The organism is Variovorax trehalosi (genome assembly GCF_051216415.1).
GTDB lineage: Bacteria > Pseudomonadota > Gammaproteobacteria > Burkholderiales > Burkholderiaceae_C > Variovorax.
Window position 1 is genome coordinate 183,528 of sequence record NZ_JBPJZG010000008.1, and the last position, 22,981, is coordinate 206,508.

Annotated in this window: 20 protein-coding genes; 14 read left to right on the plus strand and 6 right to left on the minus strand. The window is 66.9% G+C overall.

Annotated features, from left to right (window positions below; translation table 11 throughout):
- Positions 1–6: 6 nt before the first annotated feature.
- From ACSFA7_RS27390 to xylB, 7 genes are all read left to right on the plus strand, one after another.
- The gene (locus ACSFA7_RS27390; protein WP_435502271.1) at positions 7–1,047 is read left to right on the plus strand and encodes an ABC transporter ATP-binding protein; all 1,041 of its coding nucleotides are present in this window, start codon (positions 7–9) and stop codon (positions 1,045–1,047) included.
- Positions 1,048–1,132: 85 nt separating this feature from the next.
- The gene (gene dalD, locus ACSFA7_RS27395) at positions 1,133–2,512 is read left to right on the plus strand and encodes a D-arabinitol 4-dehydrogenase (RefSeq protein WP_435502355.1); all 1,380 of its coding nucleotides are present in this window, start codon (positions 1,133–1,135) and stop codon (positions 2,510–2,512) included.
- On the plus strand, positions 2,509–3,297 hold the full coding sequence (locus ACSFA7_RS27400; protein ID WP_435502272.1) for an L-iditol 2-dehydrogenase: 789 nt from the start codon (positions 2,509–2,511) through the stop codon (positions 3,295–3,297). Before dalD ends, ACSFA7_RS27400 begins: the two co-directional genes overlap by 4 nt.
- A gap of 99 nt (positions 3,298–3,396) precedes the next feature.
- On the plus strand, positions 3,397–4,068 hold the full coding sequence (locus ACSFA7_RS27405) for a transaldolase family protein (RefSeq protein ID WP_435502273.1): 672 nt from the start codon (positions 3,397–3,399) through the stop codon (positions 4,066–4,068).
- Positions 4,069–4,092: 24 nt separating this feature from the next.
- Positions 4,093–5,040, plus strand: a complete 948-nt coding sequence (locus ACSFA7_RS27410) for a carbohydrate kinase family protein (RefSeq protein ID WP_435502274.1) — start codon at positions 4,093–4,095, stop codon at positions 5,038–5,040.
- Positions 5,041–5,071: 31 nt separating this feature from the next.
- Positions 5,072–6,031, plus strand: coding sequence for an AraC family transcriptional regulator (locus ACSFA7_RS27415; protein ID WP_435502275.1), 960 nt, complete (start codon positions 5,072–5,074; stop codon positions 6,029–6,031).
- Between the two features lie 22 nt (positions 6,032–6,053).
- Entirely contained in the window at positions 6,054–7,523 is a 1,470-nt protein-coding gene (gene xylB, locus ACSFA7_RS27420) for a xylulokinase (protein WP_435502276.1), read from the plus strand.
- Positions 7,524–7,594: 71 nt separating this feature from the next.
- Here the strand turns inward: xylB and groL are convergent, their stop codons facing one another.
- From groL to ACSFA7_RS27435, 3 genes are all read right to left on the minus strand, one after another.
- Complete coding sequence (groL, locus tag ACSFA7_RS27425) at positions 7,595–9,250, minus strand: chaperonin GroEL (protein WP_042579049.1); 1,656 nt, start codon at positions 9,248–9,250, stop codon at positions 7,595–7,597.
- Positions 9,251–9,301: 51 nt separating this feature from the next.
- Positions 9,302–9,592, minus strand: coding sequence for a co-chaperone GroES (locus ACSFA7_RS27430; RefSeq protein ID WP_176660349.1), 291 nt, complete (start codon positions 9,590–9,592; stop codon positions 9,302–9,304).
- Positions 9,593–9,762: 170 nt separating this feature from the next.
- Positions 9,763–11,352, minus strand: coding sequence for a phospholipase D family protein (locus ACSFA7_RS27435; RefSeq protein WP_435502277.1), 1,590 nt, complete (start codon positions 11,350–11,352; stop codon positions 9,763–9,765).
- Between the two features lie 172 nt (positions 11,353–11,524).
- Here ACSFA7_RS27435 and ACSFA7_RS27440 point away from each other — a divergent pair, with 172 nt between their 5' ends.
- The 4 genes from ACSFA7_RS27440 (at position 11,525) to ACSFA7_RS27455 (ending at position 17,249) form a co-directional block, all read left to right on the plus strand.
- Positions 11,525–13,612: a TonB-dependent siderophore receptor gene (locus tag ACSFA7_RS27440; protein ID WP_435502278.1), complete on the plus strand. Its 2,088-nt coding sequence runs from the start codon at positions 11,525–11,527 to the stop codon at positions 13,610–13,612.
- 32 nt (positions 13,613–13,644) lie between these two features.
- On the plus strand, positions 13,645–14,844 hold the full coding sequence (locus tag ACSFA7_RS27445; protein ID WP_435502279.1) for a PepSY-associated TM helix domain-containing protein: 1,200 nt from the start codon (positions 13,645–13,647) through the stop codon (positions 14,842–14,844).
- Positions 14,841–15,044, plus strand: a complete 204-nt coding sequence (locus tag ACSFA7_RS27450; protein WP_435502280.1) for a hypothetical protein — start codon at positions 14,841–14,843, stop codon at positions 15,042–15,044. The genes ACSFA7_RS27445 and ACSFA7_RS27450 overlap by 4 nt, the downstream gene beginning before the upstream one ends.
- A 72-nt stretch (positions 15,045–15,116) precedes the next feature.
- Positions 15,117–17,249 carry a TonB-dependent receptor domain-containing protein gene (locus ACSFA7_RS27455; protein ID WP_435502281.1) on the plus strand — a complete coding sequence of 711 codons (2,133 nt, stop codon included), beginning with the start codon at positions 15,117–15,119 and terminating at the stop codon, positions 17,247–17,249.
- Positions 17,250–17,276: 27 nt separating this feature from the next.
- On the opposite strand, the gene metK is transcribed toward ACSFA7_RS27455, so the two are convergent.
- The gene (gene metK, locus ACSFA7_RS27460; RefSeq protein ID WP_435502282.1) at positions 17,277–18,461 is read right to left on the minus strand and encodes a methionine adenosyltransferase; all 1,185 of its coding nucleotides are present in this window, start codon (positions 18,459–18,461) and stop codon (positions 17,277–17,279) included.
- 217 nt (positions 18,462–18,678) lie between these two features.
- Here metK and ACSFA7_RS27465 point away from each other — a divergent pair, with 217 nt between their 5' ends.
- Together ACSFA7_RS27465 and ACSFA7_RS27470 are read left to right on the plus strand one after the other, a co-directional pair.
- Positions 18,679–19,575, plus strand: a complete 897-nt coding sequence (locus tag ACSFA7_RS27465) for a lysophospholipid acyltransferase family protein (RefSeq protein WP_435502283.1) — start codon at positions 18,679–18,681, stop codon at positions 19,573–19,575.
- Complete coding sequence (locus ACSFA7_RS27470) at positions 19,572–20,456, plus strand: LpxL/LpxP family acyltransferase (protein ID WP_435502284.1); 885 nt, start codon at positions 19,572–19,574, stop codon at positions 20,454–20,456. Before ACSFA7_RS27465 ends, ACSFA7_RS27470 begins: the two co-directional genes overlap by 4 nt.
- Here the strand turns inward: ACSFA7_RS27470 and ACSFA7_RS27475 are convergent, their stop codons facing one another.
- Both ACSFA7_RS27475 and yihA read right to left on the minus strand, forming a co-directional pair.
- Complete coding sequence (locus ACSFA7_RS27475) at positions 20,457–21,371, minus strand: alpha/beta fold hydrolase (RefSeq protein ID WP_435502285.1); 915 nt, start codon at positions 21,369–21,371, stop codon at positions 20,457–20,459.
- Positions 21,372–21,455: 84 nt separating this feature from the next.
- Positions 21,456–22,205: a ribosome biogenesis GTP-binding protein YihA/YsxC gene (gene yihA, locus ACSFA7_RS27480; protein WP_435502286.1), complete on the minus strand. Its 750-nt coding sequence runs from the start codon at positions 22,203–22,205 to the stop codon at positions 21,456–21,458.
- Between the two features lie 70 nt (positions 22,206–22,275).
- On the opposite strand from yihA, the gene ACSFA7_RS27485 reads away from it, so the two are divergent.
- Entirely contained in the window at positions 22,276–22,947 is a 672-nt protein-coding gene (locus ACSFA7_RS27485; protein ID WP_435502287.1) for a c-type cytochrome, read from the plus strand.
- The last annotated feature ends 34 nt before the right edge of the window (positions 22,948–22,981 follow it).

A 22,981-nucleotide genomic window follows, 5' to 3' on the forward strand; every position in this document is an offset into this window, starting at 1 on the left:
CATCTCATGGCTTACCTCGAACTCAAGAACATCAAGAAGAGCTTTGGTGACGTCAACATCATCAAGGGCGTCGACCTCGAAATCCAGAAGGGCGAATTCATCGTCTTCGTCGGGCCTTCAGGTTGCGGAAAATCGACGCTGCTGCGCCTGATTGCGGGCCTGGAGCCGATCACCAGCGGCAACCTGCTGCTCGACGGCAAGGACATCACCTGGACGCCTTCGGGCAAGCGCGACCTGGCGATGGTGTTCCAGAGCTATGCGCTTTATCCGCACATGAGCGTGTACGACAACATGTCCTTCGCGCTCAAGCTCGCGGGCGTGGCCAAGGACGAGATCAGGACCAAGGTCGAGTACGCGGCCAAGACGCTGAACCTCACGCAGTACCTGGACCGCACGCCCAAGGACCTGTCGGGCGGCCAGCGCCAGCGCGTGGCCATCGGCCGCGCCATCGTGCGCGCGCCGAAGGTGTTTCTCTTCGACGAGCCGCTGTCGAACCTCGATGCGGCGCTGCGCGGCAACACCCGCGTCGAGATCCACAAGCTGCACCGCGCGCTCGGCGCGACCACGATCTATGTGACGCACGACCAGGTCGAGGCCATGACGCTGGCCGACCGCGTGGTGGTGCTGAAAGACGGGCTGATCGAGCAGGTCGGCACGCCCCTGGAGCTGTACGACCGGCCGGCCAACCAGTTCGTCGCGCAGTTCATCGGCATGCCGTCGATGAACATGGTGTCGGCGAGCGCGATCCCGAGTTTTTCCGCAGCGACCGGCGGCCGCCTGCCGAACGACGGCTTCCTCGGCGTGCGTCCCGAGGGCCTGCGCGTGCATCCGAAGCAGGGCGCGCCGGTGTCGGACGTGCTGGGACGCGTGGAGCTGATCGAAGCGCTCGGCGCGGACACGCTGATCCACGTCGATGTCGGTGGCGTGCCGCTCATCGCACGGCAGAACGACCGCACGCCCCTGCAGGCGGGCGACGACGTGGCCGTCGAGCTCGACCCGTCGGTGCTCCACCTCTTCAACCGCGAAGGCCGCTCGGTCTCCGTCTGATTTCTTCTTCTTTTTCGGACACTTCCCCGTGACTCTCGCAGCAGCGTCTACCGCGCACACACCACCGGCTCCTTCGGAGTTCACGGTGCTTCACCTGGGCCTGGGTTCGTTCCACCGCGCCCACCAGGCCGTCTACCTGCAGCGGCTGATCGAAGCGGGCGACACCCGCTGGTCGCTGTCGGGCGCCAACATCCGGCCCGACATGGCCGAAGTCGTCGCGGCGCTGCGGGCGCAGGGCGGGCGCTACACGCTCGAGACCGTGTCGCCCGCGGGCGAGTACCGCTACGAGCAGATCGAGGCGATCCGCGAGGTGCTGCCCTACGAGCCCTCGCTCGCCGCGGTGATCGCGCGCGGCGCGGCGCCGTCCACGCGCATCGTCTCGTTCACTGTGACCGAGGCGGGCTACTACCTCGACGCGAAGGACAACAGGCTTGACCTGTCGTTCGCCGACCTGGCCGCTGACATCGAACACGCGCGGCGCGGCGACGCCGGGGAGACCATCTACGGCGCGGTGTGCGCGATCCTTCGCGCGCGCAAGGCGGCGGGCGCCGGCCCGGTCACGCTCCTGAACTGCGACAACCTGCGCCACAACGGCGACCGCTTCCATGGCGGGCTGCTGGAGTTCATCGAGCGCGCGGGCGATGCCGAGCTGCTGGCCTGGACCGTCGCCAACACCCGGTGCCCGAACGCGATGGTCGACCGCATCACGCCGCGGCCGCCACCCGAGCTGCGCGCGCGCGTGCTCGCTGCCACCGGCCGCGACGACGCCGCGCCGATCACGGGCGAGAGCTTCATCCAGTGGGTCATCGAGGACAACTTCATCGCCGGCCGGCCCGACTGGGGGCGTGTGGGCGTGGAGCTGGTCGCGTCGGTGCAGCCGTACGAAGAGGCCAAGATCCGCATCCTCAATGCGACCCACAGCTGCATCGCCTGGGCCGGCACGCTGATCGGCCTCGAGTTCATCCACGAAGGCACGCACGACGCCGCCGTCCGCAAGATGGCCTACGACTACGTGACCGACGACGTCATCCCGTGCCTGAGCCCCAGCCCCATCGACCTCGCGGCCTACCGCGACGTGGTGCTCGACCGTTTCGGCAACCCCGCGATCCGCGACACCAACCAGCGCGTGGCGGCGGACGGCTTCTCGAAGATCCCGGGCTTCATCGCGCCGACCGTGCGCGAGCGCCTGGCCGCGGGGCAGGGCATCGACAGCGTGGCGATGCTGCCTGCGCTGTTCCTCGCCTTCCTGCAGCGCTGGCACCGCGGGGCGCTGCCCTACGCGTACCAGGACCAGGGCATGGACGAGGCGGTGGCGCACGCGATCTGCGATGCGGCCGATCCGGTCGCGGCGCTGTGCGCCGACGCGGGCCTGTGGGGCAACCTCGCGGGCGATGCGCGACTGGTCGAGGCGGTTCGCAAGGCCTGCGCACGGGTCGTGCGTTTTGTCGAAGGCGACGTGAAATGAGCGGCCGCCTGCAAGACCGCCATGTGCTGCTGACCGGCGCGGGCGGCGGCATCGGTCTTGCGGTGGCCGAGGCGTGCATCGCCGAGGGTGCGCGTTGCAGCGTGATCGATCGTGCGGCCGCTGCGCCGGATGCGGTGCGCGCGGTGCAGCAACGCCATCCCGGCCGCCTTGTCTACATCGCGGCCGACGTCACGCGCACGCCAGACATCCAGCGTCTTCTGGCCGAGGCGATCGCCGCATTCGGTCCCGTGCATACCCTCTTCAACAACGCGGCCGTGTTCGATCTCGCCCCGCTGCTCGAAAGCGACGAAGCCTCGTTCGACAAGCTTTTCGCCGTCAACGTGAAGGGCATGTTCTTCGTGATGCAGGCGGTGCTGCGCCATATGGTGGAAGCCGGCACGCAGGGCGCATCGGTCATCAACATGGCTTCGCAGGCGGGGCGCCGCGGCGAGGCGCTGGTGTCGCACTACTGCGCGACCAAGGCGGCCGTCATCAGCTACACGCAAAGCGCCGCGCTCGCCATGGCGCCGCACGGCATCCGCGTCAACGGCATTGCGCCGGGCGTGGTCGACACGCCGATGTGGGACCACGTCGACAGCCTGTTCGCCAAGGCCGAAGGGCTGCCGCCCGGCGAGAAGAAGCGGCGCGTGGGGCTCGAGGTGCCGCTGGGGCGCATGGGTGCGCCCGGCGACATCGCGGGCGCCGCCGTTTTTCTGGCCAGCGACGAGGCGCGCTACATCACGGCCCAGACGCTGAATGTCGATGGCGGCAACGTCATGAGCTGAGATGAAGCCGGATAAGAAAGTATCGGGACGAATCCCTTTTGCGCGGTGAACCCCACCCGGCTCGGTGAGAAGATCGGTTTCCTTTGCAGCACGCGATCCATGAACGAAGATTTCCATCTCTACCTCGACAGCGCCGACCTGGCAGAGCTGAAGACCTGCCTGCCGCACCCGGTGGTCCACGGCGTGACGACCAATCCGACGCTGCTCAAGCGCGCGGGTGTCGGCCGGGGTGAAGTGCCCGGCCTGCTGAAGCGCTGCCTCGACCTGGGCGCCCGGCAGGTTCAGGCGCAGGTGTATTCGAGCGACGTCGACGGCATGCTCGAAGACGCGCGGGTGCTGCTCTCGCATTTCGACCGCGGCCAACTGGTCGTGAAGATTCCCGCCACGCGCCAGGGCTTCGATGCCGGCACGCGGCTCATTGCCGAAGGCGTGCCGGTGACATGGACGGCCGTGTACGCGCCCGAGCAGGCGCACTTCGCGGCGCAACTGGGTGCGGCCTATGCGGCACCGTATCTCGGGCGACTCGAAGACGCCGGTGTCGACGGATTGGGGCTGATCGCGCAGATGCAGTCGCTGGTTGCGCAGCGGCCGTCGTCGGGCACGCGTCTGCTGGTGGCGAGCATCCGGTCGCGCGAGGCGTACCTGTCGCTGCTGGCGCTGGGCGTCGGGGCCATCACGATTCCGCCGCGTCTTTTTGCCGAACTGCTGGACCATCCGGCCACGCTGGCCGCCGAGCGCGGCTTCCTGGCCGATGCCGGCGACCTGACCTGATCCAACGACAGACATCCAAGCACCATGCGAATTGCACTCACGGGCGAAGCCCTGATCGATTTCACCGCCAGCGAGGCGGGCACCCTGGCGTTCCTCGGCCACGAGGGCGGCTCGCCGCTCAACACGGCCGTGGCCTGTGCGCGGCTCGGGGTGCACACGGGGTTTCTCACGCAGCTGTCGACCGACCTGTTCGGCGAGCGGCTCATGAGCTTCCTGGCGGGCAACGGCGTGGACACCAGCTTCATCCTGCGCAGCAATGCGCCCTCGACGCTGGCCTTCGTCGAACGCACGCCCCAGACCAACCGCTACGCGTTCTATACACAAGGCAGCGCCGATGCAACCTGGTCGCCCGAGCCGCTGCCGCAGCTGCCGGCGGATTGCCGCTTCCTGCACTTCGGCTCGATCTCGCTGCTGCAGGAGCCGGCGTCGACGCGCATCGCCGACCTCATCACCGCGAACGCCGGGCGCTGCGTGATCGTGTTCGACCCGAACGTGCGGCCGAGCCTGATCCCCGACATGGCCGCCTTTCGCAACCGCGTGACGAACTGGCTGGCGATGGCCGACCTGGTCAAGCTCAGCGACGAAGACGCCGAGCTGCTCGCACCTGGCCAGCCGGTCGACGCGCTGGCCGCCGACTGCCTGAAGGCGGGCGCGCGCGCCGTGATCGTCACGCGCGGCGGCGCAGGCGCCACGCTCTGGCGCACGGGGCACGCGCCGCTCACCGTGGCCGCGCCGCGCGTCACCGTGGTCGACACCATCGGCGCGGGCGACACCTTCACGGCGGGGCTCTCGGTGTCGCTGCTCGCGCACGGCGTCGAGCACCCGGCCCAGCTCGGCGAGTTGAGCGACGAAGCCTGGGGCGAAGTGATGCGCTTCGCCGCCACCGCCGCCGCCCTGAACTGCACCCGCGAAGGGGCAGACCCACCCACCCTGGAAGCCGTTCACAACGCGCTCGCCCAGGCGGACAATTGAGAGCGCTTCCAGGTCTTGCCTTTCTGCTGCCATGACGACGTCCACACGCAAACGTTCGGTCCCCCGTCAGCGCCAACCCGAGCTGGAGCGCGACTTTGCGCGCTCGCCCTCGCTGGGCTACGAGGCGGCCGAAGAAACCGGCCTGGTGCGCTGCCTCGCACACGGTTTTCCGAGCCCGCTGGTGCGATGGCACTTTCATGAAGACTACGAACTGCACCTGATCACCGAGACCTCGGGCAAGGCTTTCATCGGCGACTGGATCGGGCCGTTCCAGCCCGGGCACCTGGTGCTCTGCGGGCCGCGGCTGCCGCACAACTGGATCTCGCTCGAGGTGCCCGAAGGCGGCGCAGCGGGGCGCGACCGGGTGATCCAGTTTCGCCACGAGCCGATCGAACGCGCCGCCGCCGACATTCCCGAGCTGCGCGAGGTGATGCAGCTGCTCGAGCGCGCACGCCACGGCATCGAGTTCTTCGGCATGTCGCAGCAGGCGCAGACGCACTGGGACAACATCAAGGCCGCGCGCGGCGTGCGCCGGCTCGGCCTGTTCCTCGAGTTCATGGCCGACCTCGCGCAGTGCACCGACTACCGGCTGCTCTCGAGCGTGCAGATGCAGGGCGTGCAGGGCAGCGACGGCGATGCGCAGGTCGACCAGATCAACGATGTCGTCAACCGCATCACCAACAACATGGCCGAACCGATCTCGATGTCGGACGTGGCGGCCGAACTGGGCATGAGCGAGAGCCGCTTCAGCCGCTTCTTCCGGCGCTCGACCGGCAACAGCTTCACCGACTTCGTCAACCGTGTGCGCATCAACAGCGCCTGCCACCTGCTGATGCAGACCGACCACTACGTGACGGACATCTGCTATCAGGTCGGCTTCAACAACGTGGCGAATTTCAACCGGCGCTTCCTGGAGATCAAGGGCATGACGCCCAGCGAATTCAGGCGCCAGGCCGACACCCGTTTCGGCTCGGGCATCTCTTCTTCGTAGTCAGAAAAGCAGGGAGTTCATCTTGTATCTGGGACTCGACCTCGGCACGTCCGAGCTCAAGGCGCTGTTGCTCGCCGACGATCACCGCATCGTCGGCGTGGCGCGCGCGGCACTCACGGTCAAACGACCGCAACCGCTCTGGTCGGAGCAGGCGCCGAGCCAATGGTGGCAGGCGCTGGAAGAAATCATGGCGGCACTGCGGGGCTCGCATGGGGAGGCACTGGCCGCCGTGCGGGCCATTGGCCTGTCGGGGCAGATGCACGGCGCCACGCTGCTCGACGCGGCGGGTGAGGTGCTGCGCCCGGCCATCCTCTGGAATGACGGGCGCAGCGGCGCGCAGTGCGATGAACTCACGCGCGCCGTGCCGCGCCTGGGCGAGATCGCCGGCAATCTGGCGATGCCAGGCTTCACTGCACCCAAGCTTCTGTGGGTGCGCGAGCACGAACCGGGAATCTTCGAGCGCACGGCGCGCGTGCTGCTGCCCAAGGACTGGTTGCGCTTCATGCTCAGCGGCGAGGCGGTCAGCGAGATGTCGGATGCGGCGGGCACGCTGTGGCTCGACGTGGGCGCGCGCGACTGGTCCGACGAACTGCTCGCTGCCACGGGGCTTACGCGCGATCACATGCCGCGGCTGGTCGAGGGCAGCGAGGTGTCGGCGCAGCTCAAGCCCGAGCTGGCTGCGCGCTGGGGCGTGGGCAGCGGCACGGTCCTGATTGCCGGTGGTGCAGGCGACAACGCCGCCAGCGCGGTCGGCATGGGGCTGGTGGAGCCGGGCCAGGGCTTCGTGTCGCTCGGTACTTCGGGCGTGGTGTTCGTCTCGACCGACCGCTTCCTGCCGAACCCCGCGCAGGCGATGCACGCCTTCTGCCATGCGCTGCCCGAACGCTGGCACCAGATGTCGGTGATGCTTTCGGCCGCGAGCGCGGTGAGCTGGGCTGCGAAGGCATTCAAGTTCGCCGACGAATCCGCGCTGCTCGCGGCGGCGGCATCGGTCGCGCTGGAGGATCGGGCACGCTGCCCGCTGTTCCTGCCGTACCTGTCGGGCGAACGCTCGCCGCACAACAACCCGAACGCCCAGGGCGCGCTGTTCGGCCTGACGCACGCGCATGGCCCCGCGGAGATCGCCTATGCCGTGGTCGAGGGCGTGAGCTTCGGCCTGCGCGACGGCTTCGACACGCTGCGCCTGCCGGCCGACATGCCGCTGCGCGAAGTCGCGCTGGTGGGCGGAGGGGCGCGCAGCATCTGGTGGGGCCAGTTGCTGGCCGACATCTTTCAGGTGCAGCTCACGCTGTATGCGGGCAGCGAGACGGGCGGTGCGCTCGGCGCGGCGCGCCTGGCATGGCTGGCCGATGGTGGGACGGTGGCCGAGGTCTGCACGCTGCCGCCGGTCAAGCAGAAGCTGACGCCTTCGTCCGAAGGGGCCGATGGCCACAGGACGCGGCATGCGCGATTCCAGGTGCTCTACATGGCGCTGCGCGATCAGTTTCGTTGAGTCGAACGCGCAATGAAAAAGGGCCGCTTGCGCGGCCCTTTTTACTTTGGTGAGCAGAGCTCAGCCGGGCATTACATGCCCATGCCGCCCATGCCGCCCATGCCACCCATGTCGGGCATGCCGCCGCCGCCAGCACCCGACTCGTCCTTGGGTGCATCAGCAACCATGGCTTCGGTCGTCAGCAGCAGCGAGGACACCGATGCGGCGTTCTGCAGCGCAGTGCGGGTGACCTTCGTCGGGTCCAGGATGCCCAGTTCGAGCATGTCGCCGTACGTGTCGTTCGCAGCGTTGAAGCCGTAGTTGCCCTTGCCGGCCAACACAGCGTTCACCACCACCGAGGCTTCGCCGCCGGCGTTGTTCACGATTTCGCGCAGGGGCGCTTCGATGGCCTTGAGCACCAGCTTGATGCCGGCTTCCTGGTCGGCGTTGTCGCCCTTGACCGACTCGCCCACGGCTTGCTTGGCACGCAGCAGAGCCACGCCGCCGCCAGCCACGACGCCTTCTTCCACTGCAGCGCGGGTGGCGTGCAGGGCGTCTTCGACGCGAGCCTTCTTTTCCTTCATTTCGACTTCGGTGGCAGCGCCGACCTTGATCACTGCAACGCCGCCGGCCAGCTTGGCCACGCGCTCTTGCAGCTTTTCACGGTCGTAGTCGCTGGTCGCTTCTTCGATCTGAACGCGCACTTGCTTCACGCGGGCTTCGATGTCACCAGCAGCGCCGGCGCCGTCGATGATGATCGTGTTTTCCTTGCCCACTTCGATGCGCTTGGCTTGACCCAGGTCGGCCAGCGTCACCTTTTCGAGCGTCAGGCCCACTTCTTCAGCGATGACCTTGCCGCCCGTCAGGATGGCGATGTCTTCCAGCATGGCCTTGCGGCGGTCGCCGAAGCCAGGAGCCTTGACAGCCACGACCTTCAGGATGCCGCGGATCGTGTTCACGACCAGCGTAGCCAGGGCTTCGCCTTCGACTTCTTCGGCAATGATCAGCAGCGGACGGCCAGCCTTGGCGACTTGCTCCAGCACCGGCAGCAGGTCACGGATGTTGCTGATCTTCTTGTCGAACAGCAGCACGAAGGGGTTGTCCAACAGCGCCGATTGCTTCTCGGGGTTGTTGATGAAGTAGGGCGACAGGTAGCCGCGGTCGAACTGCATGCCTTCGACGACGTCGAGTTCGCTGTCCAGCGACTTGCCGTCTTCGACAGTGATCACGCCTTCCTTGCCGACCTTGTCCATCGCGTCAGCGATGAGCTTGCCGATGGTTTCGTCGCTGTTGGCCGAGATCGAGCCGACTTGAGCGATTTCCTTCGACGTGGTGGTGGGCTTGGAAGCCTTCTTCAGCTCGGCGACCAGGGCCGTGACAGCCTTGTCGATGCCGCGCTTCAGGTCCATCGGGTTCATGCCGGCAGCCACCAGCTTGAAACCTTCGCGAACGATGGCTTGTGCCAGCACGGTCGCGGTGGTGGTGCCGTCACCGGCGTTGTCCGACGTCTTGGAAGCCACTTCCTTCACGAGCTGGGCGCCCATGTTCTGGAGCTTGTCCTTGAGTTCGATTTCCTTGGCGACCGACACACCGTCCTTGGTCACGGTGGGGGCGCCGAACGAGCGTTCGAGCACCACGTTGCGGCCCTTGGGGCCCAGGGTCACTTTGACTGCGTTGGCCAGGATGTTGACACCCTCGACCATGCGTGCGCGGGCTTCTCCGCCGAAGACTACGTCTTTTGCTGCCATGATGAATTAACTCCGAATGGATTGGATTGAATGAATCGAAAGGGAGAAGGCTTACTTCTCGACGACTGCGAACAGGTCGTCTTCCTTCATCACGAGCAGTTCGTCGCCATCGACCTTGACGGTCTGGCCGCTGTACTTGCCGAACAGGACGCGGTCGCCGACCTTGACGGTCAGTGCGGCCAGGTCGCCCTTGTCGTTGCGCTTGCCCGGGCCCACGGCCAGGACTTCACCCTGATCGGGCTTTTCGGCGGCTGCGTCGGGGATGACGATGCCGGAGGCGGTCTTGGTTTCGCTGTCGATACGCTTGACGATCACACGATCGGCCAAAGGACGAAGTTTCATTGCATCTCCTGGATATGGATAAGAAACGGGTTGGTGGTCGGGCGCCGGACCCGGAGGTTGGCGACCCATCGACTGGGAGCGAGGGCTGTTAGCACTCATCATCAGCGAGTGCTAATCATAAGGGCAATCGGTGGTCTTTCAAGGCCCAGTGGTTGCCGGCGGCCGGTCGCTTACAACTGGTCCGTGGGCACGAACCACGAGAAAAGCAGCAGCTGCAACCGGGTCAGCATGCTGGAGTCCGGCTCGCTGTCGAGCACTTCATTGTTGACGTCGCCGGTGCCGATCCACTGCACGTTCTGCCCGTCCGGCTTCAGCACGACGCGGTAGACGCCCTCGATGTCGTCCAGCTGATAGGCGAAAAGCAGCGCCTGCGTCAGGTCGAAGCTGCGCACGCGCACGCCGAACTCGGTGTTCAGCAGGGCCGAACGCGGGTCGAGGTTCATGGAGCCGAGCAGCACCCATTGGCGGTCGACCAGGGCCAGCTTGGCGTGCAGGCGGCCGCGCGCCTTCTTGAGCAGGTCGCGAAACTGGCCGCTGCGGCGCAGCTGCTGGGTGCTGACCTCGTACAGGTTCACGCCCAGCTTGAGCATGTCGACGCGGTAGCGGTTGTAGTTGATGTTGACCAGTGGCTCGTCGCTGTCGGCCAGCGAATTCGTGATCACGGTGATGCTGATTCCCTGCTCGCGCCCCATGCGGATGCGGGCCATGCCCTCGTCGCCGGGAATGAAGTAGGGCGAGATCACCACCACGCTCGACTGGGCGGTTGCCAGCATCTCGTGAAAGCGCTGGGCCACCGAGGCCGTGGGGTGCGCCATCACGCCCAGCGCCTTGTTGGGGCTGTCGGCGGTGGCGTTGGCTTCGGCGCGCATCCATCTCGCCTCGTCGATGTTCGCAAGCTGCGCCGCTAGCGGCGGGTCGCCGAGCAGGTCGGTGGCAGCCAGCGGGTCGGGCGGCGGGGCGTAGCGCGGGGAGGTGTCGGTCTCGAACGCGGACTTCAGCTCGTCCGGCGTGCGGCTGGTGCTGGCGACCCGTTGCAGCGGGTAGACCACATCGCTGTTCCAGTAGGTGTCGAAGATGGCGGCGGCCTCGGGCACTACCGGGCCCGCCATGAGCACCTCGAAGTCGATGAAGTTCGCGTTCTCGTTGCGCAGGAAATATTCGTCCGCGAGGTTGCGCCCGCCGGCGATGGCCATGGCGCCGTCGGCCACGAACAGCTTGTTGTGCATCCGGTGGTTGAGCCGCCGGAAGTCGCCGAAGAACTCCAGCCATCTTCCGGGCGAGCGGTCGCGCATGTTGACGAAGGGGTTGAACAGGCGCACCTGGGCATTGGGTTCCGAGGCCAGGCCGAGCAGCAGGCGGTCCATGCCCGTCGTATAGAAATCGTCGAGCAGCAGGCGCACGCGCACGCCGCGCCGTGCCGCATCGCGCAACTCCCGCAGCAGCAGCCGGCCGGTCTTGTCATTGCCCAACTGGTAGGTCTGCACGTCGAGCGAGGACTGGGCGCGCCGCATCAGCTCCAGGCGCGCGTCGAGCGCATAGGACGCCTCGACCAAGGGGCGCAGGCTGGAGAGCCCGTCGGGCGGTGAATTGAGGCGGATGGCTGCGTGGCCGAGCGCGGTGGCGGGGGAGGCCGGGATGGCGGCCGTCGGCGGTTCGGGGATGCGCGGCGGAAGCCCGGCGCAGCCCGCAAGCACAAGGCCGACCAGCAGCAGGACCGGGGCGCGCAACGCAGGTAACAGAAGGGCAATCAGCTTGTGCATGGGGCCTGCCGGTACGGAGAAATGGGCCGGCGGCATGGTAGCCGCTCTGCCGCGGACCGGAGATGCATATGCGCAACGCAACCCCCGCGCTGCACTTGGAGATTACAAAAGTTGAGACTTTCTAACTATTAGAATAAGAATAATTCGTGTTTATATTTAGGAGTGGAGCGGGATGAAAAGGACGTTGGTGCGGCGCAGAGCCGCTTCGGTGCTGGTGGGATGTATGGCCGTTTACATGCAGCACCAGGTCTTGGCCCAGACGGCTGCGCAGGGTTCGCTGCCTGAAGTGCGGGTCGATGCGAACGCGGAAACCGAAACCGCCACCTCGCCCGTGATCGGCTACCGCGCGAAAAATGCCGTCACCGCCACCAAGACCGACACGCCCCTGTCAGAAACACCGCAGTCCGTGACCGTCGTGACGCGCGACCAGATCGTCGACCAGGGCGCGACCAACCTGCAGGACGCGCTCAACTACGCTGCCGGCGTGCGCTCCGACGCGTATGGCCTGGACTCGCGGACCGACTCGGTGCGCGTGCGCGGCGCCACCCCCGACGTCTACCTCGACGGCCTGCGCCAGGCCTACGGCTACTACACCAGCACCACCCGCACCGACCCCTACACGCTGGAGCGGCTCGAAGTGCTGCGCGGCCCTTCGGGCATGCTGTTCGGCGCGGGCACGGCGGCGGGCGTGATCAACATGGTCAGCAAGCGGCCGCTGCAGGAGACTCAGCGCGAAGTGGGCGTGCAGTTTGGAAGCTTTGGCCGCAAGCAGATCCAGGCCGACCTGACCGGGCCGCTCAATGCCGACGGCTCCCTGTCGTACCGGCTGATCGCCGTACAGCGCAAGTCGGACACGCAGGTCGACTACGTGCCCGACGACCGCAGCCTGATCGCCCCCTCGCTCACCTGGCGGCCCAACGCGGCGACCTCGCTCACGCTGCAAGGCCTGTGGCAAAAAGACAAGAGCGGCAGCAGCTCGCAGTTCCTGCCTTGGGAGGGCACGCTGCTGCCGAACCCTAACGGGCGCCTGCCGGGCAGTCGCTACATCGGCGAGCCGGGCGATTTCTACAACAGCGAGCGCAAGACCTTCGGCTGGCAGTTCGAGCACAAGTTCAACGACAACTGGACCGTGCGGCAGAACTTCCGCTACGCGCAGAACGAAAACGCCAACCAGTACCACTATGGCGCCGCGTTCAGCGGGTTCGACAGCTGGTCCAGCGATCCGATCTTCAAGCGCGTGCTGGGCCGCTACTTCGACAACCAGCTGACTCTCAACCGCACCCAGACGCTGGACAACCACGTCGAGGGCCATTTCCAGACCGGTGCCCTCAAGCACACGCTGCTGGTCGGCGCGGATTACGCGCGCCAGCGCGAGAACGTCTGGAGCGGCACCAATGTCGACACCATCGACGTCTACGCGCCGGTCTATGGTCATCGCGACGTGCCCGACGCCGCCGCGCTGCCGCGCACGCGCCAGCGCCAGACGGGCGTCTACCTGCAGGACCAGATCAAGCTCGACAACTGGATCTTCGTGGCGGGCCTGCGCCACGACCGGGCCTCCTCCAGCGCCGTCGGCAGCGAGGAGCAAAAGAGCAGCGCCACCACCAAGCGCCTGGGCGTGATGTACGCGTCGCCTTCGGGCTGGTCGCCGTATGTGAGCTACAGCGAGTCGTTCACGCCGCAGTCGCCGCGCCAGGGCCAGATCTTCACGCCGCTGCGCGGCGAGCAGTGGGAAGTGGGCGTCAAGTACGAGCCCAAGGGCCGTGCCCTGGCCTTCAGCGCCGCGGTGTACGACCTGCGCGAGAAGAACCAGGTCGTCGAGGAACAGCCGAACGTGTTTTCGCAGCGCGGCCTCACCAAGACCAAGGGCGTGGAGCTCGAAGCCAAGGGCTCGATCGGCCGCGACCTCGACCTGATCGCGCACTACAACTACATCGATGCCGATGCACAGATCGAAGGCCTGCCCAAGCACCAGGCAAGTGTCTGGGCCAAGTACCGGTTTTCCATTGGCGACATGAACGGCTTCTCGGCCGGCGCCGGCGTGCGTGCGATGAGCTCGTTCCGCGACGGCGTGGGCCCGCGCATCCCGGGCGTCGTGCTGGCCGACCTCGTGTTCGCCTACGACACCGCAAGCTGGCGCTATGCGCTCAACATCAACAACGTGACGGACAAGAAGTACTTCAGCACCTGCCTGTCGCGCGGTGACTGCTGGTACGGTTCGCGCCGCAACATCGTCGCGAGCGCCACCTACCGCTTCTAGACTCCGCCTTCACCCCACACAGCCACGACGACATGAACAGCCGAAAGATCAAGACCTGGGCCTGGGTGCACAAGTGGAGCAGCCTCGTGTGCACGGTGTTCATGCTGCTCCTGTGCATCACCGGGCTGCCGCTGATCTTTCATCACGAGATCGGGCACCTGCTGGGCACCGAGGTCGAGGCGCCGAAGATGCCGGCCAACACGCCGCGCATCAGCCTGGACAAGGTGCTGGACATCGCCAAGGCCAAGCACCCCGACCGCGTGGTGCAGTTTGTCTCGCAGCCCGAGGACGACGACGGCCTGTGGTTCGTCACGCTCACGCCAACGCCGGCGCCCACCGACGACTTCAAGTCCGTCGCGGTCGACGCGCGCACCGGCGTCGTGCTGGCCCAGCCCAAGTTCGACGAAGGCTTCATGTACGTGATGTTCAAGCTGCACGTCGACCTGTTCGCGGGGCTTCCCGGCAAGCTGTTCCTCGGCTTCATGGGCTTCTTGCTGCTGGTGGCGATCGTCTCGGGCGTGGTGCTCTATTCGCCCTTCATGCGCAAGCTCGACTTCGGCACCGTGCGGCGCGAGAAACGCCCGCGCCTGAAGTGGCTCGACCTGCACAACCTGCTGGGCGTCGTCACGCTGGTGTGGCTGTTCGTGGTGGGTTCCACCGGCATGATCAACACCTGGGCCGACCTGGTCATCAAGTACTGGCAGTACGACCAGCTCAGCACGCTGCTCGCACCCTACAAGAACGAGCCGGTCGTGGCCGTGGCCGAGCGCGGCTCGGTGCAGCGCTCGATGGACGAGGCCCTGCAGCGCACACCCGGCATGAAGCTGACGTTCATCGCGTTCCCCGGCACCGCGTTCTCGAGCCCGCACCACAACACCTTCTTCATGCGCGGCAGCGAGCCCTTCACCTCCAAGCTGCTGCAGCCGGTGCTGGTCGATGCCAAGACCGCGGAGGTGACGGCGGCGCCGAAGATGCCGTGGTACCTCACGGCCCTGCTCGTGTCGCAGCCGCTGCACTTCGGCGACTACGGCGGCATGCCGATGCAGATTCTCTGGGCGCTGCTCGATATCGCGACCATCATCGTGCTGGGCAGCGGGCTCTACCTGTGGCTCAAGCGCGGCAACACCGTGCCCGCGAAGACGGGCTCGACTGCGCCCGTCACGGAGCGCGCGCCACCCACGGCATCGGGCCAGCAGCCCGACCCGGCACCGGCCATGAAGGTGCAGGCATGACGACACACCACAAGACGCAGCACCAATCCTTCTGGCGCATGTGGGGCTGGCCGATCGTGCTCGGCGTGCTGACGACCATCGGCCTCATTTCCGCGCTGTTCAGCGACGGCGGGTTCGGCGACATGCTGGCCTGGGTGGCATTGGGCATTCCGGTTGCGGTGTGCGCGTGGTACGGCTGGCGCCGTTCGCCCAAAAGCTAGTCAGCACGCCGGTCGTTCTCGTCGGGTTCTCGCTAAGCGAGGGCGTTGGCGTGCCAACGCAGAATCGGTGCAATGAATGCTGCACTCGCCCACGCTGTCCGACTCCTGTTGTTGGGCACTCCATTCGCAGCGTGCGCCCAACCGGCGCCAACGGCCGAAGCGGCGACGGGCGAACTGCCGGCGATCACCGTCTCCACGCCACGCGGCCAGGTCGCGCCCTTCAACGTGCCCGGCTCGGTCGACAGGGTCGATGGCCAGGAGATGCGCGAGGGCCGCCTGCAGGTGAACCTTTCCGAAAGCCTCGGCGCGGTGCCGGGGCTGCAGGTGCAGAACCGGCTGAACTACGCGCAGGACCTGCAGCTGTCGATCCGCGGCTTCGGCGCACGCTCGACCTTCGGCGTGCGAGGGGTGCGGCTCTATGTCGACGGCATTCCGGCCACCTTGCCCGATGGGCAGGGGCAGACGTCGAACATCGACATCGGCTCCCTCGACCGTGTCGAGGTCTTGCGCGGGCCGTTCTCGGCGCTCTACGGCAATTCATCGGGCGGGGTGCTGCAGGCCTTCACCGCATCGGGGGAGGGCGCGCCGCGCCTTTCGTATTCCGCGGCCGGCGGCAGCTTTGGCACCTGGCGGCAGTCGCTTCAGGTCAGCGGATCGCAAGGCGCGATCGACTACCTGCTGGGCGCGAGCCGCTTCCACACCGACGGCTGGCGCGAGCACAGCGCCGTGCGGCGCGACATCGCCAATGGCAAGCTGGGCATCGCGCTGGACAACGGCGACAAGCTCACGATCGTGCTCAACAGCGTGCGCATCAACGCGCAGGACCCGCTGGGCCTGACTGCCGACCAGTACGCGCTCGCGCCCCGCAACGCGCCGCTCGCAACGCAGTACGACACGCGCAAGACGGTCGAGCAGACGCAGCTCGGCCTGCTCTACGAGCGGCGCATCGACGCGACGCAGGGGGTGCGCCTCATGGTCTACGGCGGGGAGCGCAAGACGACGCAGTACCAGTCGATCCCGCCCGCGGCGCAGCAGAACCCGTTGCATGCGGGCGGCGTGATCGATCTTTCGCGGCAGTACGGCGGCGTCGATGTGCGCTGGACCGCGGCGCTGCAATTGGCCGACCGGCCGCTCGACGTGGTGGCGGGTCTGGGCTACGACAGCCTGCGCGAGCGCCGCCGCGGTTACGAGAACTATCTTGGAAGCGTCGCGAACCCGGTGCTGGGCGTGCAGGGGCGCCTGCGTCGCAGCGAGCGCAACGAGGTCTGGAACCTCGACCCTTATGCGCAGGCCACCTGGCGCTTCACCGACCGCTGGACGCTCGAGGCCGGCGTGCGCCGCAGCAGCGTGCACTTCGCATCGAACGACCGCTACATCGTGGGCGCGAACCGCGACGACAGCGGCACTGCGCGCTACAGCAAGACGCTGCCGGTGGCTTCGCTGCGCTACCAGGCGACACCGGACCTTGCGCTCTATGGCTCCATCGGTCGCGGCTTCGAAACGCCGACGCTCAACGAACTCTCGTACCGCTCGGGCGGCGCGAGCGGACTCAACTTCGCGCTGCGGCCATCGGTGAACGACAGCATCGAGCTGGGCGCGAAGGCGCGGCTCGCCGGCGGGCTGCTGACGGCGGCGCTGTTCCAGACCCGCACGCGCGACGAGATCGTGACCGACACCAACGTCGGCGGCCGTGCCACCTTCCAGAACGCAGGGCGCACGCGGCGCAACGGCTTCGAACTCGGCTGGCAGCACGAGACGTCGAACCACTGGCGCACGCAGCTGGCCTACACGTGGCTCGATGCGACGTACCGCGACGCCTTCTGCTCACCGTCGCCCTGTGCGGCCGCCAACACCGTGGCCGACGGCAACCGCATTCCGGGCATCGCGCGGCAGTCGCTGTTCGCATCGCTGGGCTGGGTGCCGCCCGAGGGCTGGCGCGCCGGCATCGAGATGCGCGCGCTCGGGCGCATCCAGGCGAACGACGTCAACACCGCGAGCGCGCCGGGCTATGCGGTCGCGGCGCTGTATGCGGGCTATCTGAAGAAATGGGAGCGCTGGGAGTTCAACGCCTTCGCGCGTGTCGACAACCTGTTCGACCGGCGCTACGTGGGCTCGGTCATCGTCAACGAAGGCAATGCGCGCTATTACGAGCCCGCGCCGGGCCGTAACTGGACGGTGGGCCTGAGCGGTGCGTACCGCTTCTGACGACCCACCGTCTTTTTCTATCTCTACTTACTTGAGGCCAGCGGCTGCGCGCAGTGCGGCGGCTTGCGTGGTGGCCTCCCAGGTGAACTCGGGCTCTTCGCGGCCGAAGTGGCCGTAGGCGGCGGTCTTCTGGTAGATCGGGCGCAGCAGGTCGAGCATCTGGATGATGCCCTTCGGACGCAGGTCGAAGTGCTCGCGCACGAGTTCGGCAATCTTGTCGTCGGGGATGAGGCCCGTGCCTTCGGTGTAGACCGTGATGTTCATCGGCTCGGCCACGCCGATCGCGTAGGCCACCTGGATCTGGCACTGGCGCGCGATGCCGGCGGCCACGATGTTCTTGGCCACGTAGCGTGCGGCGTAGGCGGCCGAGCGGTCGACCTTCGATGGGTCCTTGCCCGAGAACGCGCCACCGCCGTGCGGGCAGGCGCCGCCGTAGGTGTCGACGATGATCTTGCGGCCGGTGAGGCCGCAGTCGCCTTGCGGGCCGCCGATGACGAAGCGGCCGGTCGGGTTGATCAGGTAGCGCGTGTCCTTGAGCCATTCCTTGGGCAGCACGGGCTTGATGATCTCCTCGATGATGGCTTCCTTGAACGAATCCTTCATCTTGGTTGCGGTTTCGCTCTGGTCGGGGCTGTGCTGCGTCGAGAGCACCACGGTGTCGATGCTGTGCGGCTTGCCGTCGACATAGCGCATCGTGACCTGGCTCTTGGCGTCGGGACGCAGGAAGGGCAGGCGGCCGTCCTTGCGCAGCTGGGCCTGGCGCTCGACCAGGCGGTGCGCGTAGTAGATGGGCGCGGGCATCAGCTCGGGCGTTTCGTCGCAGGCGTAGCCGAACATCAGGCCCTGGTCGCCGGCGCCGGTGTTCAGGTGGTCGTCGGAAGCGTGGTCCACGCCCTGGGCGATGTCGTTGGACTGCTTGTCGTAGCAGACCATCACCGCGCAGCCCTTGTAGTCGATGCCGTACTCGGTGTTGTCGTAGCCGATGCGCTTGATGGTGTCGCGCGCGACCTGGATGTAGTCGACGTGCGCGTTGGTGGTGATCTCACCAGCGAGCACCACGAGGCCGGTGTTGGTCAGCGTCTCGGCGGCCACGCGGCTGCGCGGGTCTTGTTCGAAGATCGCGTCCAGGATGGCGTCCGAAATCTGGTCGGCAACCTTGTCGGGGTGGCCTTCGGAGACGGATTCGGAAGTGAAGAGGAAGTCGTTCGCCATTTGTTCAAAGCTCCTTGAAGTGGTTTGGCGCGTTGCCAACTCTGCGGAGCCCTGGCGAACGCTTTAGCAGATGCCGAAGAATCGGCGGTACACAATCGCTTTGCGCTTGTGGTTGTCGCCCTGCAAGTTGTTCCGTAACTCGGCGACAATTTGCATTCTATTCGAGCCGCGCAATACCATGCGCGCGCGTCCCATTTTTGACTCCCTTTCCCGTTCAATGATCACCCTGTTTCGCCTGCTCGCCCGCGTGCCGATGCCGTTGATGCATCGCCTGGGCGCCATGCTGGGCTGGCTGGTCTGGTTCTGCGCGCCCGACTACCGCCGCCGATTCAAGGCCAATGCCGAAAGTGCGGGTTTCGCGCCCGGTCAATACCGTCCCGCCATCGCCGCCGCCGGTCACATGGCCTCCGAGTTGCCCTGGCTGTGGCTGCGTCCGCAGGGCGAGAGCGTGCTGCCGCGCGTGGTGCGTTGGGAAGGCGTCGAGGCCTTCGAGGCCGCCATGCGGGCGAAGAAGGGCGTGATCCTGGTCGCGCCGCACCTGGGCAGCTGGGAGATGTGCGGCCAGGCGATCGGCGAGCGCTTCTTCGAGGCCTTCGGGCCGATCACCGCGCTGTTCCGTCCGGCGCGCAAGAAGTGGATGGCCGACCTGATCGCCGCGGGCTCGCGCGACCGGCCCGGCCTGCAGACGCTACCGACCAACAACACCGGCGTGCGCGGCCTGATCCGCACGCTGCGCAGCGGCGGCTACACCGGGATCCTGCCCGACCAGGTGCCGCCGGCGGGGCAGGGCGTGTGGGTGCCTTTTCTCGGCCGGCCGGCCTACACCATGACCCTGCTTCCGCGCCTCGCGCAGCAGACCGGCGCGGCGTGTTTCCTCAGCGTGTGCGAGCGGCTGCCGCGCGGTGCGGGCTATGTGATCCGCTTCGAGCCCATCGTGGGAACGGCGCTGAACGACCCGAACGCCTCCGTCGAAGACGCGGCCGCGGCAATGAACGACGGCATCGGCCGCCTGATCCGCAGCCTACCCGGCCAGTACGTCTGGGACTACGCGCGCTACAAGGAACCGCGTGCCGACCGGGCCGTTGCGGCTGCCACCGGGGAGCAGACGCCATGAGCCTCAGTTCACGCCTGGGTATCGGCTTCATGCGGGTGCTCGCGCCACTGCCCCTGCCGCTCGTGCGCGGTTTCAGCAAGATCCTCGGCCGCTTGCTGCACACCATCGCCGTGCCGCGGCGGCGCGTGGTCGACAGGAACCTCGCCATCTGCTTCCCGGAGAAATCGGAGGCCGAGCGCCGCGCCATCGCACGCGAGACCTTCGTCTTCGTCGCGCAGTCGTGGCTGGACCGCAGCTGGCTGTGGCATGCGCCGGAGAAGGTGGTGGCGAGCCGCCTGAAGATCGTGGGTTCGGCATCCGAGATCGCCGAGATTGCCGAGGGCACCGCGCCGATGATCCTGTTCGCGCCGCACTTCTATGGCCTCGACGCCGCAGCCACCGCGCTGACCATGCACACGGCGCGCCCCTCGGCCACGATCTACACGACGCAGCGCGACCCGATGGTCGATGCCTGGATCCGCGAGGGCCGCACGCGCTTCGGAGACGTGGCGGCGCTCAACCGGGTGGACGGCATCAAGCCCGTGCTCTCGGGCCTGCGTAAGGGCGGCCTGCTGTACCTGCTGCCCGACATGGATTTCGGCCGCGACCAGACGATCTTCGTGCCGTTCTACGGCGTGCAGGCCGCGACCGTGCCCTCGCTCTCGCGCTTCGCGCGGCTGGGCAAGGCCAAGGTGGTGCCGGTGGTGGCGAAGCTCACGCCCGGCGGCTACGAGATCGAGGTGAAGTCGGCGTGGCAGAACTTCCCCACCGACGACGTGGAGGCCGACACGGCCCTCATGAACGAGCGGCTGCAGGGCTACATCGACGCGATGCCGTCCCAGTACTACTGGGTGCATCGTCGGTTCAAGACTCGCCCCGACGGCGAGCCGAAGATCTATTGACTACGCGTCGCGCTGCAGGAAGGCCTCGATCTCGCGCGCGACCAGCTGCGGCTGCTCGTGCACGATCCAGTGGGTCGCGTTGGGCACTTTCTTGACCTCGAGCTTCGGCACGTATTCCTCGAGCCCTTCGAGCAGGCCCGGCAGCAGCGCCGCGTCGTCCAGCGCCCAGAACACGAAGGTCGGCACGTTCACCGTGAGCCGTTCGTGCGGCAGCACCGGAATGCCGTCGATGGTCTGGCTCGGCAGCGGCGGCTTCATCGGCGTCACGCGGTAGAGGTTGCAGGCGCCGGTGAGGCCCGCGCCCCAGACCTCGCGGTACTGCTGCTTCACTTCTTCGGTGAGCCAGCCGAAGCCGTCGGGACCGGCCTTCATCAGCGTGAAGAAGGGCCACATGCGCTTGAAGTCGTCGGCCGCGAGCAGTGCCTCGGCATCGGGGCGCGAGAGGAAGTGCATGTAGGCGCTGGCCTGCTGCTGCGCCGGGCTGTTGCGCAATTCGCGGGTGAAGGTGCCGGGGTGCGGCGAATTGATGATGACCAGCTTGCCGATCTGCTCCGGGAACGCGTTGGCGTACCCCCAGGCGAAGGCGCCACCCCAGTCGTGGGCGACCAGCGCGGCCATCGTGCCGTCGGCGCTTTCGGTGGCGACGAGCTGCTGGATGTCCTGGATCAGCAGGTGCGCCTTGTACTCGGCCACCTCAGTCGGCGCGCTCGATTTTTCGAAGCCGCGCAGGTTGGGCGCCACGCAGCGGTAGCCGCCGTGGGCGGGGTCTGCGAAGTAATCGAGCAGCTCGTCCCAGATGAACGCGGCCTCGGGAAAGCCGTGCAGGAACACCATCAGCGGCTGGCCCGGCTTGCCGCTCGCGCGGCAGCTCAGGGTGGTGCCGTTGGGCAGGCTGCGTTGGAAGGTCTCGATCATGCTTCTCGTCTCCTTGGGTTTGACTGTCGCTATTGTTTTGATAGTGAATGAAGCAGGCGGGACGATCAATACAGCCGTTCGGCCTCAGGTTTCTTCCGGTGGCTCCGGTGTTTCCTCCAGCTCGGCCGGCGCAGCGCCGCCTTCCGGATGCACCCATTGCCACAGCAATTGGGCTGCGTCACCGACGCCCTGCTTCTTCAGCGCCGAGAACAGTTTGACCTCGCCGCCGCCGGCCTGGAGTCGCGTAATCGACAGCACCTTGGCGGCTTCGCTGCGCGTGAGCTTGTCCGACTTGGTCAGCAGGATGAGGAACTTGAGGCCTTGCTGCACGCGCGGGCGGATCACATCGAGCAGGATCTCGTCGAGCTCGGTCAGACCGTGGCGCGGATCGCACATCAGGACAACCCCTCGGAGGCTTTCGCGCGTGATGAGGTAATTGCCCATCACGCGTTGCCAGCGCAGCTTGGCCTCCTTCGGCACGGCCGCGTAGCCGTAGCCGGGCAGGTCGGCCAGTACCGCGTCGTCGACCTTCTGCTTGCCGATGCCGAACAGGTTGATGTGCTGCGTGCGGCCCGGCGTCTTCGAGGCAAAAGCCAGGCGCGTCTGCTGCGTGAGGGTGTTGATGGCGGTCGATTTGCCGGCGTTCGATCGGCCGACGAAAGCGATCTCCGGAAGGTCGACCGGGGGCAGGTGTTCCAGTTGTGGAGCGCTGGTGAGAAAGTGGGCGGTATGCAGCCAGCCGAGGGCCACGCGCTCGCGTTCGGCGACCTGCGGGTCCGCGGCGGGGGCCGCGCGGGGAGGATAAGCGGCGGACTTGGCGCGCGGGGAGGTCATCAATGGGCTTTCGGAACGGGGCGCCATTGTAGAATCGCGGGGTTTTGCGCCATAAATCTAAGCCCCCGATATGAAGTTGTTTGCCAATATTCTGCTTGCAGCCCTCATGGGCGTCACAGCCAGCGCGAGTTTTGCAGCCGATGAACATGCAGCCGCCCCCGCAGCGGCAGCAGCTAAGCCGGCCAAGCCCGATCCCGCCAAGGGCGACACGGTGTTCAACGCAACGCCGGCCAACAGCCAGAGCTGCGCTTCGTGCCACAACGCCGACGGCAACTCGGCCATCGCGGCCAACCCGAAGCTGGCGCAACAACATCCCGAATACATCCTCAAGCAACTGCAGGACTTCAAGTCCGGCGCCCGCAAGAGCGCGATCATGAAGCCGCTGGCTGCGGCGCTGTCGGAAGAAGACATGCGCAATATCGCGTGGTTCGTCGGCTCCAAGAAGGTCAAGCCCGGCTTCTCGAAGGACAAGGACACCATCGCCCTCGGCGAAAAGATCTACCGCGGCGGCATCGGTGATCGCCAGATCCCGGCCTGCGCAGGCTGCCACAGCCCGAACGGCGCCGGCATCCCCGCCCAGTACCCGCGCCTGGGTGGCCAGAACGCCGAATACACCGTTGCCCAGCTGACTGCCTTCCGCGACAACGTGCGCACCAACAGCCTGCCGATGACCGGCGTGGCCGCCAAGCTCAACGACCGCGAAATCAAGGCCGTGGCCGACTACATCGCCGGCCTGCGCTGATTCCGCGCTTTCCAGCGTGAACTAACCGCCGACA

Excerpts from the sequence above, each read along its gene's own strand:
- ACSFA7_RS27390 (WP_435502271.1), top strand. The coding sequence starts at position 7 with ATGGCTTACCTCGAACTCAAGAACATCAAGAAGAGCTTTGGTGACGTC.
- ACSFA7_RS27400 (WP_435502272.1), top strand. The coding sequence starts at position 2,509 with ATGAGCGGCCGCCTGCAAGACCGCCATGTGCTGCTGACCGGCGCGGGC.
- ACSFA7_RS27405 (WP_435502273.1), top strand. The coding sequence starts at position 3,397 with ATGAACGAAGATTTCCATCTCTACCTCGACAGCGCCGACCTGGCAGAG.
- ACSFA7_RS27410 (WP_435502274.1), top strand. The coding sequence starts at position 4,093 with ATGCGAATTGCACTCACGGGCGAAGCCCTGATCGATTTCACCGCCAGC.
- ACSFA7_RS27415 (WP_435502275.1), top strand. The coding sequence starts at position 5,072 with ATGACGACGTCCACACGCAAACGTTCGGTCCCCCGTCAGCGCCAACCC.
- groL (WP_042579049.1), bottom strand. The coding sequence starts at position 9,250 with ATGGCAGCAAAAGACGTAGTCTTCGGCGGAGAAGCCCGCGCACGCATG.
- ACSFA7_RS27430 (WP_176660349.1), bottom strand. The coding sequence starts at position 9,592 with ATGAAACTTCGTCCTTTGGCCGATCGTGTGATCGTCAAGCGTATCGAC.
- ACSFA7_RS27435 (WP_435502277.1), bottom strand. The coding sequence starts at position 11,352 with ATGCACAAGCTGATTGCCCTTCTGTTACCTGCGTTGCGCGCCCCGGTC.
- ACSFA7_RS27440 (WP_435502278.1), top strand. The coding sequence starts at position 11,525 with ATGAAAAGGACGTTGGTGCGGCGCAGAGCCGCTTCGGTGCTGGTGGGA.
- ACSFA7_RS27445 (WP_435502279.1), top strand. The coding sequence starts at position 13,645 with ATGAACAGCCGAAAGATCAAGACCTGGGCCTGGGTGCACAAGTGGAGC.
- ACSFA7_RS27450 (WP_435502280.1), top strand. The coding sequence starts at position 14,841 with ATGACGACACACCACAAGACGCAGCACCAATCCTTCTGGCGCATGTGG.
- ACSFA7_RS27455 (WP_435502281.1), top strand. The coding sequence starts at position 15,117 with ATGAATGCTGCACTCGCCCACGCTGTCCGACTCCTGTTGTTGGGCACT.
- metK (WP_435502282.1), bottom strand. The coding sequence starts at position 18,461 with ATGGCGAACGACTTCCTCTTCACTTCCGAATCCGTCTCCGAAGGCCAC.
- ACSFA7_RS27465 (WP_435502283.1), top strand. The coding sequence starts at position 18,679 with ATGATCACCCTGTTTCGCCTGCTCGCCCGCGTGCCGATGCCGTTGATG.
- ACSFA7_RS27470 (WP_435502284.1), top strand. The coding sequence starts at position 19,572 with ATGAGCCTCAGTTCACGCCTGGGTATCGGCTTCATGCGGGTGCTCGCG.
- ACSFA7_RS27475 (WP_435502285.1), bottom strand. The coding sequence starts at position 21,371 with ATGATCGAGACCTTCCAACGCAGCCTGCCCAACGGCACCACCCTGAGC.
- yihA (WP_435502286.1), bottom strand. The coding sequence starts at position 22,205 with ATGACCTCCCCGCGCGCCAAGTCCGCCGCTTATCCTCCCCGCGCGGCC.
- ACSFA7_RS27485 (WP_435502287.1), top strand. The coding sequence starts at position 22,276 with ATGAAGTTGTTTGCCAATATTCTGCTTGCAGCCCTCATGGGCGTCACA.